The sequence below is a fragment of the uncultured Gordonia sp. genome, assembly GCF_937858515.1.
Lineage (GTDB): Bacteria > Actinomycetota > Actinomycetes > Mycobacteriales > Mycobacteriaceae > Gordonia.
In genome coordinates, this window is the sequence record NZ_CALLZT010000150.1 from 15240 (window position 1) to 33813 (window position 18574).

Genomic DNA, 18574 nt, shown 5'->3' on the forward strand with positions numbered 1-18574 from the left:
CGGAACTACCTTGACCGTCTACGAGCGCGGTGCACAGTTGCAGGCCGGTGGGGAGCCGGACGGCCTGGCACCAGCCGCCGACCGATACGTCCCGTTGTCGGCGGCACAGCGCAGCATCTGGTTCGCCCAGCAACTCGCCCCTGGTACGGCGTTCTCGATCGCCCAGTATGTCGACGTCAGCGGTGAGCTGGACACGTATCTACTCACCGACGCCGGCCGACAGGTCGCCCGCGAGTTCGGGACGGGCATGGTGAGGCTGGTACCGGCGAGCATCGTCGCGGACGGTGACAATCCCACCGGCGCTCCGTTCCAGGCGATCGATGACGAGGCGCGCGTCGAGTTCATCGACCTGGATCTGCGCACCGAGTCCGATCCCGAGGCCGCCGCCCGCGCCTGGATGGACGACGAGTTCCGTGGGCCGCTCGACCTGTTCGCCGACCGCCTGCTCGTATCGGTCACCCTGCGCATCGCCGACCGGCGCTGGTTCTGGTACTCGCGGGTCCATCACATCCTGCTCGACGGCTACGGCTCCACGGCTTTCACCGAACGGGTGGCACAGGTCTACACCGGACGGATCCTCGGCATCGAGGTACAGCCGTCGCGTGCGGGCAGTCTGGCCGACCTATATGCCGACGACCTCGCCTACCGGTCGTCGACCCGGTTCGAGCGGGACCGCGAACACTGGGCCGGCCGGCTTGCCGACCTGCCCGCACCGATCCGGCTCGGTAACCCGGGAGCCGGAGCGCCCACCCGGTCGCGGAGCGTCGGCGGCGACCTCGATCAGCGGCTTCTCGACGCGGTGAGCGCCTTCTGCGCCGACAACAATGTCACCGTCGCGGCGGTGGCGACCGCTGCGACCGCCCTCTATCTGTCCCGGATGAGCGGCCACGACGACGTGGCACTGAGCCTGCCGGTGTCCGCGCGCACCAACGCCCTGCTGCGCAGGTCGGGCGGAATGGTGTCGAACGTGGTGCCGATCCGGGCGAAGATCGGTGAGCACACGACTGTCGCGGAATACCTGGCGCAGGTCGCCGCCGAACTCAGCGGGGCGTTGCGGCATCAGCGGTTCCGGTTCGAGGACATGACACGGCAGTCGGACGGGGCGGTCGCGGACCGCGGCTTCTTCGGGCCCGTCGTCAACATCATGATGTTCCGGGGCGAGACCACGCTGGGGCACAGCACGGGCCGCAGCTACGTCCTGAGCACCGGACCGATCGACGATCTGGCGTTTACCGTCTATACCGGCGGCGGCGATCTGAGAATCGACATCGAGGCCAACGCCGATGCTTACTCGGCGGACGACCTCGACGGCCACCACCGGCGACTGTGTACCGTTCTGGCGGCACTGGCCGGGGCTCCGGCCGGTGCTCGTATCGCCAGGCTCGACGTCCTCGACCCCGACAGTCGTTCCCGGCTGGTACCCGCTCGCGGACCGCTCGCGGCCGTCGCAGAGCCCGTGCCCGATCTGCTCGCCCGGGTCCGGGCCACCCACCCGGACGTCACGGCGCTCATCGACGGCGAAACCACCCTGCGCTACGACGAACTCGCCCAGCGCGTGCACCGGCTGGCGCGCGTGCTCCTTTCCCATGGGATCGGCCCCGGCCGTCAGGTTGCGGTGCTCCTGCCGCGGGGCGTGAATTCGGTGACCACGACGCTGGCCGTGTTCGCCACAGGTGCCACATTCGTACCGATCGATCCCGCACTGCCCGACGATCGAATCGCCTATCTGCTGGAGGACAGCGGCGCCGAATTCGGGGTCGCCGGTCACGCGGGTGATGATCGTTTCGCCGAGTTGCCGTCGTCGTCCCCTGCCATCACGTGGCTACGCTTGGACGACCCGGCGCTGATCGCCGGATACCGCGCCGCCACGCCGGAACCGGTCACCGACGCCGACCGTCCGAGAAGACTGACCGTCGATGACGTGGCCTACCTGATCTACACCTCTGGATCGACCGGCCGGCCCAAGGGTGTGGCGATCTCCCATCGCGGGCTGTCCTCGTTCGCCGCCGAACAGAACGCGCGGTACGGGGTGGGGCCGGGTGCGCGCACCGTGCATTTTGCCTCCCCGAGCTTCGACGCCGCGATCCTCGAACTGCTGCTGGCCTTCGCCTCGGGCGCGACGCTGGTCGTCGTACCGCCCGATGTGTACGGGGGCATCGAACTGGGCCGGATGCTGCGGGCTGAGCGCATCACCCACCTGTTCCTGACACCGGCCGCGCTGGCGTCGGTGCCTCACGCCGATCCCGCGGTGACCGACGGCCTGCCCGATCTCGGAACCATCATCGTCGGCGGCGAGGCGTGCCCGCCCGATCTGGTGGCGCGCTGGGCATCGGGCCGCCGGATGTTCAACGCCTACGGTCCCACCGAGTCGACGGTGATGGTCACGCTGGCAGGTCCGCTTGAGCCCGGTGGTGAGGTGCCGATCGGCACTCCGATCACCGGCACCACGGTCGTCGTTCTCGATCGACGGCTGCTTCCGGTGCCGGTGGGGGCCACCGGTGAGCTGTATCTCGGCGGAGTGGGCCTGGCCCGCGGCTATCACCGGCGCGAATCACTCACTGCCGCAAGGTTTGTCGCCGATCCCTATGGTCCGCCCGGGGCGCGGCTGTACCGCACCGGTGATCTCGTGTGCTGGAACGAGAACCGGCAACTGGTCTACCGCGGCCGGGCCGACAGGCAGATCAAGATCCGCGGTTTCCGAGTCGAACTGGGCGAGATCGACGCCGCGATCACCTCGATCGACGGCGTCGAGACCGCGATCACCGAACCGCAGACCGCGCCCGGACCCGCCACATCGGCGGCCACGGACCTTCGTACCGTGCTTGTCGGGTACTTCACCGGAACCGCCGACCCCGCCGAGATCCGTGAACGGCTCCACACACTGCTGCCCGCGCACATGGTGCCGGCGGCGATCATGCATCTCGATGCCCTGCCGCTCACCTCGTCGGGCAAGATCAACCGCGAGGAGTTGCCCGTACCGGTGCTGCGTTCGGGGCCCTACTCGCCCCCCGGCACACCGGCCGAGGAGCGTGTGGCGGCGGCGTTCGCCGCATGTGCGCGGGCCGAGCGCGCCGGCCGTGACGACGACTTCTTCGCCCTCGGCGGGGATTCGCTGGCCGCGACCCGGCTGGTGGCCGAACTCGGCCACGAGTTCGGAATCGATATCCCGGTGCGCTGGGTGTTCGAGTCGCCCACGGTCGCGACCCTCGCCCGCCGTCTCGACGACGCGAGTGCAGTGGCGGCGGACAGCGCGGCGATGGAGGATGCCGCCGGGGGCCCCGGTCGGTTACCCATGTTGCGGCACAGCACTTCTGACGGCAACATCGTGCCGGTCTCGCCGCAGCAGAAGCGGATGTGGATCGTCAACCGGTTCGATACCGAGTCGACGATCTTCCATATCCCGTTCGCACTGCGGCTGCGCGGGACCCTGGACGTGGCCGCGCTCTCGGACGCACTCGTCGACGTCCTCGACCGGCACGAGACGTTGCGCACGGTATATCCGGACAGCCCGGAGGGGCCGATCCAGCAGGTATTGCCGCTCGATCGGATCACCCATCTGACCGATCCGGTCCGCAATCCCCGGCCCGTCGCGGCCGAGGACGTCCTGACCCGGATCGGCGACCTCGCCGCGACCGGATTCGATGTGTCCGAACAGGTTCCGCTGGCACTGACGTTGCTCAGGGTCGACGACGCCGACCACGTCCTGGTGTGCGTGGTTCACCACATCGCCGCCGACGGCTCGTCGTCGGCGCCCTTGGCCCTCGATCTGGCGCGGGCTTACAGTGCCCGGTGCCACGCAAGCGCACCCGAATGGCAGCCGCTGCCGGTGACCTATCGCGACTACACCCGCTGGCATCACGAACTCATGGGCAGTGAGTCCGACCCGGCGTCGGTATCGGCTGTGCAACTTGAGTATTGGCGCATCCGATTGCAAGGTCTGCCCGATCTGCTCGCCTTACCGACCGACCGGCCGCGCCCGGCCGCCACCGCGGCCGACAACGGGGGACACCTGACGGCCGAGGTTGCGCCCGATCAGGTGGCGCGGGTGCGGGCGGTGGCCGCCGCCCACGGCGTCACCGCTTTCATGGTGGCGCACGCTGTGCTGGCCGTGCTGCTCGCCCGGTTATCCGGGTCGGCCGACATCGCGGTCGGCACACCGGTCGCCGGGCGCGGGCATCGTGATCTTGCCGGGCTGGTCGGCATGTTCGCCGGAACCCTGGTGTTGCGCACCGAAATCCGCTCCGACCACACCTTCGCTCAGGTACTGCAGACGGTGCGTGACGCCGATCTCGGAGCCTTCGAGAACGCCGACATCCCGTTCGACAGACTCGTCGACCTGATGAAGCCGCGCCGTTCGGCCGCCTACCATCCGCTGTTCCAGGTCGGCTTCTCCTATCAGAACATCAGTCTCGGACACTTCACCCTCGACGGTGTCGACGTCGAGGTCATCGAACCCGAACTCGGCGTCGCCAAGTCGGATCTGCACTTGACCCTCGTCGACAACGGCGAGGCCGACGCGATCGCTGTGCGCTGGGACTACGACCGGGACCTCTTCGACCACAGCACCATTGAGCGTTGGCATGACCTGTGGACGGCGCTGCTGACCGGAGCGCTCGGCGACGCCGACACTCCGGTCGGCGATCTGCGCGTCGATTCCGCGGCCGCGACATCCGAACTGATGGGGGCGGTGAGCGGGCGTCCGGCCGGAACGCTGACCGGATTGCTGGAGCGGGCGTTCACCCGGTATGCCGACGCGGAGGCGCTGTGGGTCGACGGAGCCCGGTCGGTGATCACCTACCGGCAACTGTCGGTTCGGGTGAATCGGTTGGCGGGCAGGCTGATCGCCGCCGGGGTGGGCCCGGAGGTCAGGGTGGCGGTGGCCATCGAACGTTCCGCTGAGCTCATCGAGGCCGTGCTGGCGGTCCTCGTCGCCGGGGGTGCCTACGTGCCCGTCGATCCCGGTGCGCCGGCCGAACGGAACAGGCTGGTCCTGGAGTCGGTCGATCCGGCGCTGCTGCTCGTCGCCGGGGGAGTTCCCGACGGACTTCCACGTGGCGGTATCACGTTGTACGACATCATCTCCGGTGAAGTACCGGCCGAGCTGGACGCCGACGAGGTCATCGCAGCGGTGACGCGGCCGGCCAACACCGCGTACATCATCTACACGTCCGGATCCACCGGCGCACCCAAGGGTGTGGCAGTCTCCCACGGCGCCATCGCTTCCCAATTATGCTGGAAGGCAGCCACTTTCCCGATCGGTACCGGCGATACCCTCGTACTCAGGACCAACCTGACATTCGATCTGTCGGTGTGGGAGCTGTTCTGGCCGTTGATCAGTGGGGCACGGCTGGCCGTTGCCGAGCCCGGTGGCGACCGCGACCCACGCTACCTGGCCGCACTCATGGCCCGTGCAGGAGTGACCGCCGCCCATTTCGTCCCCTCGTTGCTCGACGCACACCTCGACGCGATCGCCGACGCCGGTTCGCTCGCACACCCGCTGGGTAGGGTCCTGTGCATCGGAGAGGCCCTCAATCCGGCAACCGCCAGGCGTGCGGCCGAGGTCCTCGGTGCCCGTGTGTTCAACCTGTACGGCCCCACCGAGGCGGCCGTCGGCATCACCTGCCACGAGTGGGAGACGGACACCAGGGACGGGGGCACCAGAGATAGGGATACGAGGAACGGGACCGCGCGAGCAGGGTCCACGGTGGCCATCGGCACGCCCGCCGACGATTCGGCCGCCGTCGTTCTCGACTCCCGCCTACACCGTGTACCCGACGGTGTGGCGGGTGAGCTGTATCTGGGTGGCGTTCAATTGGCGAGGGCTTATCATGGCCGCCCGGACCTGACCGCCGCCCGCTTCGTCGCCGACCCGTCCGGTGGTGGCCGACGGCTCTACCGCACCGGCGACACCGCCCGCGTCGGCTCCAACGGGCAACTGGAGTTCTTGGGGCGCAACGACTTCCAGGTAAAGATCCGGGGCCAGCGGATCGAGCTGGGGGAGATCGAAGCGGCCTTGGCCGCCGACCCCAGAGTCGCCTCGGCCGTCGTCGCGGCGCACGAAGAAGTATTGGTGGCGTACCTGGTGCCCGACTCCGCCGAACCCGGCTGGGACGGCGGCGCGGTCCTGGAGGACCTGGCAGCCCACCTGCCCGCCTACATGATCCCGGCCGTGAGCCTGACCCTGTCCGAACTGCCCCGCGGCATCCACGGCAAGGTCGACCGCGCCGCGCTCCCCACACCGCCGCGGACCCGGCGCGAGTACCGAGCACCTCGCACCGGCACCGAACGCGCTCTGATCGGTCTGCTCGGAGATCTGCTGCCCGGCGCGATACCCGATCCCGGCCACGCTTCGGCAGCCGGTACGCCGCTCGGGGTGACCGACGACTTCTTCGATCGCGGGGGAAACTCGCTGATCGCCGCCCGACTGTCGGCTCGCATCGAGGACGCCTTCGGAGTGTCGGTACCTGTACGGACGGTCCTGGACTTCCCGGAGATCGGCCAACTGGCCGCCCGGCTCGAGGAGGCCTCGCTCAGCGGCAGGCCGCGCCTGACCACATGGCCCCGCCCGGATCGAATTCCGCTGTCGCGTCAGCAGTTACGGATGTGGCTGCTCGACCAGCTCGACCCCGGAACCGGCGTCTACAACCTGCCGCTGGCACTACGGATCGACGGGCACCTCGACCAGACGGCGTTCGCCGTTGCGCTGCGACACCTGCTCGATCGGCACGAAAGCCTGCGCACGATCTACCCGGTCACCGGCGGTATGCCGCACCAGCTGATCCTCGGAGCCGACGACGCGCTTGCCGGAGCCGATATCACTCTGCCCGTCGAGATGGCACCGACCCCGGCCCGTGTACTCGCAGACAGTGAGATGGTTGAACTTCTCGCCGACATCGCCGCCCGCGGATTCGACCTCGGCAGCGCGATCCCGCTGCGGATTCACGTGATCACCGAAGCGGCGGACCGGCATGTCGTGGTGATCGTGGTGCACCACATCGTCGCCGACGGCTGGTCGATCCGGCTGCTGTTCACCGACCTCATCGCCGGCTATCTTGCCGCCCGCGAACAGCGTCGCCCCGAAGGCGCCGGACTCGGCCCGGCCGCGTCTGATCCCGCCGAACTCGATCGGGCCGAGCCGTTGCCCATCCACTACGCCGACTACGCGATGTGGCGAGCGGCCTTGCTCGATGAGGCCCACCCGAGTATCGCCGGTCAGTACGCGTTCTGGGACCGTACGCTCGCAGCACTTCCAGGGCCGCTCCCGCTGCCGCTCGACCGGCCACGCCGGGCGCACCCCACCGGCATAGGTGCGACCATCGCATTCGAGATCGAACCCGAGCTGGTGGCGGCGGCCTCGGCCTACGCCCGGGCCCGGAACGCCACGCTGTTCCATATGATCCACGCAGCTTTCGCCATCATGCTCTCGCGCCTGTCCGATACGCGCGACATCGTGATCGGCACACCGGTGTCCGGACGGCCGAGCGCACTGCTCGACGAGGTCGTCGGCATGTTCGTCGAAACCGTCGTGTTGCGCACCGACGTCGACCCCGATGCGCGCATCGATCAGTTCATCGACGCTGTCCGTATGAGCGACACAGCCGCACAAGACAATTCCGAGGTTCCCTTCGACGATATCGCAGCCCGGTACGAAGCCGACCCCGGTGGCGCCCATCATCCGGTCTTTCAGGTGATGCTGGCCGCGGGCGACCCGGCACCCGGCCCGATGACGGTCGACGGACTCACCGTGGCACCTGTCGAGATCGACCTACCGGTGGCTCGCTTCGATCTGCATCTGACGATCGACCTGCCCGTCGGCACCGGCGGGGCGAACGACGCTGTGCGGGAAGCCGGCCAACCGGACACGGATCAAACGGACACTGACCAACCGGGTGCGGGGGCTATACGCGGTCGCCTCACCTACGCCACCGACATCTTCGACCACCGGACCGTCGCCCGGTTCCCCGGAATGCTGCGGCATGTGCTGCACGCGCTCACCACCGGACTGCGAACACGTGTGCACGACATCGATATCGTGCCGGCCGAGGAGATGGACGTACTCCTGTCACGGCTGTCCCATGGTCCGCAGCCGGTCATCAACCGTTGTCAGGCGACGTTGCCCGAACTCCTCGCGGCCAACGCATCGCTCGGCCGGGCCGCGGTTGTCAGGGACGATTCAGGCGGGATCGGCGCGGCCGAGTTCCGGCGCCGGGTCGCGCGTACAGCGCGGGCGCTGATCGACCGCGGCGTCGGGCCGGAGTCTACGGTCGCGGTCGCCGTCGCGCGTTCGATCGACATGCTCGTGGCGATTCACGCCGTCGTGTCGGCGGGCCGCGCCTACGTGCCGCTCGAACCGGATCAGCCGCCCCTCCGGCCCGCCGGCATGCTCCCCCCCGCCGCTCCCGCCCCCGTTATCCCCACGGCCGCCACGGCAGAACTGCTGCCACCGGGATACGCCGACAGGCTGTTCGAACCGGGCGACCGGCACGCCGCCCGCTCCGACGCGGTGGTCGACGACCACGACCGGCGGACCCCACTGCTGCCCGCACATCCGGCGTACGTCCTGTTCACTTCCGGTTCCACCGGTACCCCCAAAGCGGTCAGCGTCAGCCACGAGGCCATCGTCAACCGCCTGTGCTGGATGCAGCAGAAATACCCGATCGGCCATACCCACACGGTCCTGCAGAAGACGCCGATCACTTTCGACGTTTCGGTGTGGGAACTGTTCTGGCCCTTCATCTCCGGAGCCTCCGTCGTACTCGCCGCACCCGGCGCGCACCGCGACCCGGCGGCGATCGCGCAGATCATCCGCGAACACGCCGTCTCGGTCGTCCACTTCGTTCCCACCATGCTCGACGCGTTCCTTGCCGCGCCCATCCCCGACAGCGACCTGGAATCGCTGCGTCTGGTGTTCACCAGCGGTGAGGCGCTGGCCGCGCGGACGGGCGGGGAGACACTGCGCCGGACTCTGGCCGCGGTGCACAACCTGTACGGACCGACCGAAGCCGCCGTCGACGTCACCGCTCATCAGGTCGGTGCGGGGGAGGCCGGGGGACGGTCGATCCCCATCGGACGGCCCACCGCCGGAAACGAGGTGTACGTCCTGGACAGCAGGCTGCGGCCGGTGGCGGCAGGCGTCGTCGGCGAGTTGTACCTCGGCGGAGTCCAGCTCGCCCGTGGGTATCACGGAAGTCCGGCGCTGACCGCCTGCCGATTTGTCGCGTCGCCGTGGGATGTGGGCCGGCGTCTTTACCGCACGGGTGACCTGGTTACCTGGCGCCAGATGCCTGACGGTGAGTTGGCCCTCGACTACATAGGACGCAGTGACTTCCAGGTCAAGATCCGCGGGCAGCGGGTCGAGAGCGGCGAGATCGAGGCGGTGCTTCTGGCATATCCCGATCTGGCCGCAGCGGTGGTTCTCGTTCACGACGATCCGGTCGCCGGGCAGCAACTCGTCGCGTATGTGGTCGTCGACGAGGACGCCCGCGGCGACGACAGTGGCTCCGCGTCCGCGCCGGACATCCGCCGGCACGTGGCACGGCATCTTCCCGATCACATGGTGCCGGCGCATGTGGTGGTGCTGACCGAGATTCCGGTGACCACCAGCGGCAAGGTCGACCGGCGGGCACTGCCGGCGCCTGCTGCCGGGGAGATCTCCCGACGTGGTGGCAGCGGCACCGACGGGCGTACCCCGACCGAGACGGTGATACTCGACATCATCCGGCCACTGCTCGGTGACCGGGTCGGCCGCGGAGACGACTTCTTCGACATGGGCGGCAACTCGCTGATCGCGATGAAGGTCGTCGCCGCCATCCACACGAGTTTCGGTGTCCGGTTGCCGGTGCGGGCCGTCTTCGACGCGCGTACTCCTGAGGCGATGGCGGCCATGGTCGATGGCCTTGTCGCAGAATGGGAACGGTCATCGCTCGGTGAACGGGCGCATACCGATCGCTCCGGCCATCTGCCCCTGTCGGCTGCGCAACAGCAGATGTGGTTGCACAACCGCATCTCGCCGTCATCGAGTGCGTTCATGATCGTCGCACCGCTCCGGATTCCCGGACGTCTCGATCCGGCGGTGCTGCCGGCGGCGATCGGGGATGTCATCGACCGGCACGAGATCCTGCGTACCAGCTACCCGGAAACCGGCGACGGTCCGGTCCAGGTAGTCCGTGACGTGGTACCCGGCGACCTCGACCGGGTGGTGATCGTAATGGATGAGGTTGCCGCGGGCCACGACGATCCAGATATCGACGAGTGTGTGCGCGCCGCGCTCGATCGGCCCCTCGACCTCACCGCGGATCTTCCGCTGCGCGTGGCGATCCGGCCGTCCGGCGAGTTCACCGACGTGGTGCTGGCGATCCATCACATCGCCGCCGACGGATGGTCGCTGCGCGTGCTGGCCGGTGACCTGAACCTCGCCTACACGGCACGGGCGGCCGGAACAGCACCCGACCGGCCGCCGCTGCCTGTGCAATACGCCGACCATGTGCTCGCCAGGTCGGTACGGCTCGGCAGTGCCGACGATCCGTCATCCGAACTCGCCGGACACCTGGCGTACTGGCGCGCGGCCCTCGGGGACGCACCGTCCGATGCGGCCCCGGCGCGGGACGGCTCCGGCGGTGCGGCCGAACTGCATCGGATACCGGTGGACCCGGCACTGCTGCGCGAGATCGACCGGATCGCCGTGCGGTACAACACCACCCGGTTCGCAGTCGTCCACGCCGCGCTCGCAGTCACCCTCAGCAGATCAGGAGCCGGCCGGGACATCATCGTCGGCACACCGGTCGCGGGCCGCTCCGACGGTGACGTCGTCGGTCTGGTCGGCATGTTCGTCAGCATGGTCGCGTTGCGCTCGGATGTGGATCCGCAGCGCGGTTTCGGCGACCTGGTCGTGCGCTCACGGGAGACGATCCTCGATGGCCTCGACCATTCGGCTGTCGACGTGGAAGAGGTGATCGACCACCTGGGGATCGGCCGGGACGGGTCGCGGCATCCGCTCATTGCGGTCACCCTCACCGTCGACGCCGACGAGCATCCGGTGACCACCGGCGGCGCCGCGGCGCTTACGGAAGCTGCCGTGCGGATCGACCTGCCGGTCGCCAGATTCGATCTCGAGTTCGCCGTCACACCCACCGCGGGCGGCGGAGCAGAACTCACGGTCGTGCACCGGCCGGAGGCCTATCGCGCCGCGACGGCTGCGGCATTGCTCGCCGGACTCGACCACGTGCTGCATGTTGTGGTCGCGAATCCGGATGTGGCGCTGCGTGAACTGGACCTGCTGACCGATGCCGAACATGCGACGATGGCCGCGTTGTCGGGTCCGCCGCCCGTCGCGCCGCGCTTTCTCGACGACGTGCTGGCCACCCCCGGCTACCGGCTGGCCGGATACGACCGGACCGGCCGGTGGACGCGGTGGGACCACGACACGGTCACCGGATACAGTGCCCGGCTCGCCCGAGTGTTGCGGGCCCGCGGCGCCGGGCCGGAAACGGTTGTGGCGCTGTGTATCGGCCGCTCGCCGGAATCGGTGGCCGCCATGCGGGCGGTGGCCACGACCGGAGCCGCTTTCGTGCCCATCGACCCCGCCTATCCGGCCGACCGGATCGCGTTCATGATCGGCGACTCGGGGGCCGGGGTCATCGTCACCACGAGCCACGACAGGGCACGGCTGACCGGAGTCGACGCAGTGCTCCTGAACGCCGCGATCGACGCCGACGCTCCGGATCTGTCCGCACCGGCCGATCACGAGCCGCACGAATCCTTTGTGCCGAACGGGAGCCGGCATATCGATCAGCTGGCCTATCTCATCTACACATCCGGGTCGACGGGCATCCCGAAAGCCGTTGCCGTAACCCATCGGGGCGTCGCCTCGTTCGTCGCCGAACAACGCCGCTATCGCGTGGACGCCGACAGTAGGGTGCTGCATTTCGCCTCACCGAGCTTCGACGCGGCGATGCTGGAGATCCTGCTCGCCGCCGACGCAGGAGCCACCACCGTCGTCGCGCCCACGACGCTGTACGGCTCCGACGACCTCACCGCACTGCTGCGCGAGGAATCGGTCACGCACGCCTTCCTGACACCCGGCGTGCTGGAAACGATCACTCCGGCACCGCCCGAACCCGATCCGCTGCCTGCGCTCAGCACGCTCATCGTGGGCGGTGACGCCTGCGCACCGGCCACTGCCCGACGCTGGATCACGTTGGGCAAGAGGTTCTTCAATGCCTTCGGCCCAACCGAGACCACCGTCATGGCCACGCTCGCGGGGCCGCTCACCGAGGTCGACACCACGCCGATGCTGATCGGTCCGGGTGTCACCGGAGCCCGCATTCGGGTGCTCGACGACGTCCTCACCGGACTGCCGCCCGGCGTCGACGGTGAACTCTATGTGGCCGGTCCGGGCCTGGCCCGCGGCTACCACGACAGACCCGCGCTCACCGCGGCCACCTTCGTCGCCGATCCCGACGGACCGCCCGGCTCGCGGCGGTACCGGACCGGCGATCTGGTGCGTGCGGTGACCGACCACCGCGGCGTCCCGGCACTGACGCATCAGGGCCGGGCCGACCGGCAGCTCAAGATCCGCGGACATCGCGTCGAAACCGGTGAGATTGAGGCGATCCTGCGGGCGAATGCCCGTATCGGTGGTGCCGTGGTCACCTCGGCGACCGGCCCCGACGGAACCACCGCCCTGGTCGCGTACGTGGTGCCGGCAGATTCCGGGGCGGACACGTTCGATGTGGACGGGCTACGAATCGGCCTGCGCGGCAGGCTGCCCGGCTACGCAGTGCCGTCGTCGATCATGGTGCTCGGCGCCATCCCGCTCACCACCGCCGGGAAAGTCGACCAACGTGCGCTACCCGTACCGATATTCGGTGAATCCGGTTATGCCGCACCGGAATCAGCGATGCAACAGCTCGTCGTCGAGGTGTTCTGCGAGGTGCTGCACCGAGATCGAGTCGGTGTGCGCGACAACTTCTTCGATGCCGGCGGTACCTCGCTGTCAGCGGCATCGGCGGTCGCCCGCATCCGGTCCCGGGCCGGGCGCGAACTGTCGGTGCCCGACTTGTTCGACGCCCCGACGGCCATGGGACTGGCCACCCTGCTCGAGAACGCGGCCGTGCAGAACGGCCCCGAGCCCGGGGAACTGCCGCGACCGGACCGGATCCCGCTCTCACCCGCGCAGCAGCGGATGTGGTTTCTCAACCGATTCGACCCGAGCGCGCTCACCGAGAACATCCCGCTGGTCCTGCGCATCACCGGTGATCTCGACGTGGCGGCGTTCGGTGCCGCCCTGCGGACCCTCGTCGCTCGGCACGAGGTACTGCGTACCAGCTACCCGGACTCCCCGCAGGGCCCGTTCCAGAAGATCCACCCGGTTGCGGATGCGGGCGTGGAACTCATCGTGACCGACGTCGACCAGGCCTCGCCGGACGAGGCCGTCAGGTCGGTGGCCGCTGTCGCTTTCGATGTCACCGCCGAGGTTCCCGTCCGAGCCGTGCTGCTGCGGGAACGCGATCGGCCGGGCGGTGATCACAGGTCATACGTGTTCGTGCTCGTGCTGCATCACATCTGCGCCGACGGTCTGTCGGTGGTGACCCTCGCCGCGCAACTCGCCGCCGACTACGCCGCGCTGCGCTCGGGTGGCGAGCCCGACCGTACCCCGGATCCGGTGCAGTACGCGGACTTCGCGATCTGGCAGCGAGCCCGCCTCGATGACCCTGACGGGCCCGCCGCCACCGAATTGGCGCAGTGGCGTGAGCGGCTCACCGGTGCGCCGCCGGTCGTCGACCTGCCCACCGATAGACCACGGCCCGCCGATCCGAGCGGCAGAGGGGGCCGGATCGACTTCCGCATCGACGACGGACTGTGGTCGCGGGTCACCGACTTCGCGGCGCACCGCGGCCTCACCCCGTTCATGGTCACGCACACCGCACTCGCGGTGTTGCTGGGCAGGATCGGTGACAACCGTGACGTGGTGATCGGCACGCACATCGCCGGCCGCGACCAATCCCGGCTCGACGCGGTGGTCGGCATGTTCGTCAATATGCTCGCCCTGCGCACGGTGATCGACCCCGCCGCGACCGGAGAACAGGCGCTCGCCCAGGCGCGGTCCGCCGCTTTGCATGGCTTCGCCCATTCGGAGATCCCGTTCGACCGGATCGTAGAGACCCTGGACCTGCCCCGCAGCACCGCTCATCACCCCGTCTTCCAGGTGGCGTTCTCGTTCCAGAACCTCGGACCGATCGGTATGACCCTGCCGGGCGCGGAGGTGGAGGTGATCGACGATGACCAACAGATCGCCGAGTTCGACCTGCACCTCACTCTGGCCGAGAACCGGGATGCGGAGGGCGGTTCCGCCGGTGTGACGGGTCAGCTTGGTTACGCGTCCGACTTGTTCGACGAATCGACCGCGGTGGAGCTGAGCGAACGCTACGTGCGGTTGCTCGGCGCCCTCGTAGAGTTCCCCGGCCGCCCGGTCGGTGACCTGCCGCTACTCGCACCCGCAGAGCTCGACAGGCTGTCGGCGAGCGCACCACCGGCACGGCACACCGAGCCAGGCCTGACCGACGGCTTCTACGCACAGGCGCTGCGCACACCGGACGCCGACGCGGTGGTCACATCCGGCGAGGTTCTCAGCTACCGGGAGCTGGTCCGTCGCGTCACCGACCTGGCCGCGCTGATCGCCGGTCACGGCGTCGGCCCGGACGACCGGGTGGCGGTCACCGCACCCCGCAGCCTGTACCAGGTCCTCGCGCTGTACGCCGTCGCGACCGTCGGGGCGGCCTATGTCCCGGTCGACCTGACCGCCGGTGAACGCGCCACCCTGATCCTGAACGCCGCGGATCCGGCGCTCGTCCTGGGTGTGGGCCCGGCGCCGGCCGGTGACCGGCCGTATCTCGACCTCACCGCCCTCCCGACGGCCCCTACGTGGGTGAACACCCGGCGCAGCCGTCCGGACAACTCCGCCTACGTCCTGTTCACCTCGGGTTCGACCGGCGTACCCAAAGGCGTCGACGTGTCCATCGGCGCCGTCACCGAGCAACTTCGCTGGATGCAGGATCGATACCCGATGGGCGCGGGCGACACGGTGGTCCTGAAGATCCCGGCCGGATTCGACGTGTCGGTGTGGGAGTACTGGTGGCCGCTGCGCACCGGCGCACGGATCGTCGTCGCCGAGCCGGGGGCTGAACGCGATGGCCGGGCACTGCTCGACATCATCGTGCGACACGAGGTGAGCATGCTGGCGACGGTGCCGTCGGCGCTCGCGATGTTGCTCGACGCCGTGCGCGGGCCCCTGCCCGGATCGCTGCGGGCCATCCTGTGCATCGGTGAGGAGCTTCCCGCCGAGACCGTCGTCCGGCTGCGGGCCACCGGCTCTTCCGCGGTGCTGCACAACCTGTACGGGCCCACCGAGGCGGCGGTCAGCGCGACCGGATACGAGGTGCGCGACGACCACGAGTACGACCGGGTGCCGATCGGTACCGCGCAGCCTTCCGTGGTGGCCCGGGTTCTCGACGCCCGACTACGGCCCGTCCCGGACGGCGTCGCCGGTGAGCTGTATCTCGGAGGTGTCCAGCTGGCCCGCGGCTATCGGGGCAATGCCGCCCGGACGTCGATCACCTTCGTGGCCGACCCCGTCGACGGATCGCGTATGTACCGCACCGGAGATCTGGTGCGCCGGATGCGTGACGGCAACATCAGCTATCTCGGGCGCACCGATCACCAGCTCAAGATCCGCGGGTTCCGGATCGAGCCCGGCGAGATCGAGGCCGTGCTGCGGCAATGCGACGGAGTCGCCGACGCCGTGGTCACCACCGCGTCGGACAGGCTGATCGGATTCATCACCGCCACCGCCACCGGCCCCGATCCGGACACCGGCCTCCCGGACACGGGCCTCGCGGACGCCGTCGGCAGCCGGATCGCACATCGCCTTCCCGACTATATGCGCCCGGAAATTCATGTCCTGGAAGAGTTTCCGTACAACACCAACGGAAAGGTCGACCGCGGCCGATTGCCCGCTCCGGCCCTCGCGAGGAGTGGCTATGAGGCACCGCGCCCGGGTATCGAACTCCGCGTCGCGGAGATCATCGCCGACGTGACCGGCGCACCGCGGGTCGGCAGGAACGACAGCTTTTTCGACGTCGGCGGCAACTCACTGTCGGCCACCCGGGTGGCGTCCCGGTTGGAGGACGAATCCGGCCGGCGGGTACCCGTTCGACTGCTGTTCGACAGTGTCGACATCGCCGACCTCGCCCGCCGGCTGGCGGAGCAGCCGCCGATTTCGGACGGTCCGGTGCTGGTACGGGGTTCTGATGAGCTGACCGGGCCCATCCCGCTCGCCCCGGCGCAACGCCGCATCTGGGACTCGATTCAGGCGGGTGCCCCGAGCGGCTGGAACGTGCCTTTCGCCATCCGTTTCACCGGCGACCTCGATCCGGCGGCGTTGACCGCCGCGGTGCTCGATGTTCTGGACCGGCACGAGGCGCTACGTACCGGTTATCGGCAGGACGCCGACGGTGCGGTGATGCTCGTTCGGTCCGTGGAGTCGATCCGGTCGCACGTGGAAGCATGCCTGCGCCCGGCGTCGGTCGCCGACGACGCGCTGGTATCGGTACTTTCTGAACTCGCCTGGACCCCACCCGATGTCACCGCGGACCTGCCGATCCGGCTGCGGCTGCTGCGTATCGGGGACGACGCACACATTCTGGTGCTGACGGTCTCGCACCTGAACCTGGACGGCGGATCGACGATGCCGTTCGCCCGGGACGTGCTCACCGCGTTCACTGCCAGGTCCGCGGGCACGGTGCCGCAGCTGCCGGTTCCGGCCGTCCGCTACGCCGACTACGCGCGCTGGAAACGGGAGATGCTCGGAACTCCTGGACATCGCACACCCGAGTTCACGCGGCAACTGTCGTATTGGACGAACCGGCTGGATATCGACGGCGCGGATGCCGCGGCGCGGCACCGGCGCAACGCGGTCGCAGGTGATGCCCGGCCCCGATGGGATGCCGACGCCGGCGTCATTGAGTTCGGTATCGACTCCGAACTGCACACTGCGATAGACGATTTCGCGCGGTCCTCGGGCGTGGGAGCGTTCGCGGTGCTTCAGGCGGCATTTGCCGTCGTATTGGCGCACCGGGCCGGAGATCCGCAGGTGCGGGTCGCCACTGCCAATGCGAACCGGGCACGCACCGCGCTCGCCGAGGTCATCGGCAACTTCTCCGAAGATCTGCCGATGCTCCTGGACGCGGCGGATTCCCGTACATTCGCCGACCTGGTCGGCGAAGTCGGCGCGCAGTTGCTCGCCGGGCTTGCGCACCCCGACATCTCCGTCCCCGACCTGCTCGAGGCCGCGGGCATCGAGAAGGACGCCGCCGGATGCTCCGGCGACCCGATCTTCCCGGCCACCCTGATCCTGCAGGAGGCGACCGTCGACGAGGCCGATGGCGCCGAGATCGACCTCGGCACGGTACGTGTGCGGCGCGAGACGATCCCCGGCAACGAAGCCAAACACGAACTGGAGTTCACCATTGTCGAACTGCGCGATGGCCTGATCCCCGTGGGAATGCGGGGCACGCTGCTGTACCCCGTCGCGCTGCACTCCCGCACGAGCGCGGATTCGGTGGTCCGCGGACTACTCGCGGTCCTCGCCGCGGCAACGGGGGAGACGGCGACCGGCGGGCCCACCGTCGGGGAACTGCGAGCACTGTTGCGGTGAACATCTCCGTCGTCATCGCCTACTACGCGGGACTGCCCGTGCTCGACGACCAATTGGCTGCGCTCGCCGCTCAGGACTTCACCGGTGAGTTCGAGGTGATCGTCAGCGACAACGAGGGCAGTGCCGCGCTCCGGGAGCATATCGACGGCCATAGGTATCGCGAGCGGCTGGCACTGCGGTGGATCGACTCGTCGGACGTGGCCGGAACCTCCCATGCGAGGAATGTCGGCACCCGTGCCGCCGCCTACGACTTCATCGTCTATTGCGATCAGGACGACGCGGTCCATCCGGGCTGGTTGTCGGCGATGTCCCGGGCCGCCGCCGATGCCGATATCGTCGGCGGACCACTGGAACGGGACAGTCTCAACGATCCGGTCGTCGCATCATGGCGGGCGCTGGGCGATCCGCGTGAACCTGAGGTCCTCGGTAGGTTCCTGCCCATCACCTTCGGCTGCAACCTGGGTGTGCGGCGGTCGGTGTTCGACGCCGTCGGGGGCTGGGACGAGACCTATCCGACGGCCGGCGGCGACGTCGAGTTCTGCTGGCGCATACAGACATCCGGGTACCGATTCGGCTGGGCACCCGAGGCGATGGTCGCCTACCGGTACCGCACCGGAATGCGCGAGTCGTGGAATCAGGTGGTCGAGTACGGACGCGAGGAGGCGCGGGTCGCCAAGCAATACGGTGCGCCGGGCAGACAGTGGTGGTGGACGTCGATCCATGCCGGGGTCGTACTCGTGCTGTTGCCGGTGTGGCCGTGGGCGTGGTCGCGGCGCCGTCGCGGCGAATGGGTCTGGATCACCGGCAATCTCGTCGGCAGGCTGTGGGGAAGCGTCAAATACCGTGTCGTCTACCTGTGAC

General features: G+C 68.9%; 2 protein-coding genes. Both read left to right on the plus strand.

From position 1 onward, the window contains the following. The first annotated feature begins 10 nt into the window (after nucleotides 1–10). Nucleotides 11–17713, plus strand: a complete 17703-nt coding sequence (locus Q0627_RS14735) for a non-ribosomal peptide synthetase (RefSeq protein WP_298811010.1) — start codon at nucleotides 11–13, stop codon at nucleotides 17711–17713. Continuing rightward, nucleotides 17710–18573, plus strand: coding sequence for a glycosyltransferase family 2 protein (locus Q0627_RS14740; RefSeq protein WP_298811013.1), 864 nt, complete (start codon nucleotides 17710–17712; stop codon nucleotides 18571–18573). Before Q0627_RS14735 ends, Q0627_RS14740 begins: the two co-directional genes overlap by 4 nt. Nucleotide 18574: the final 1 nt, after the last annotated feature.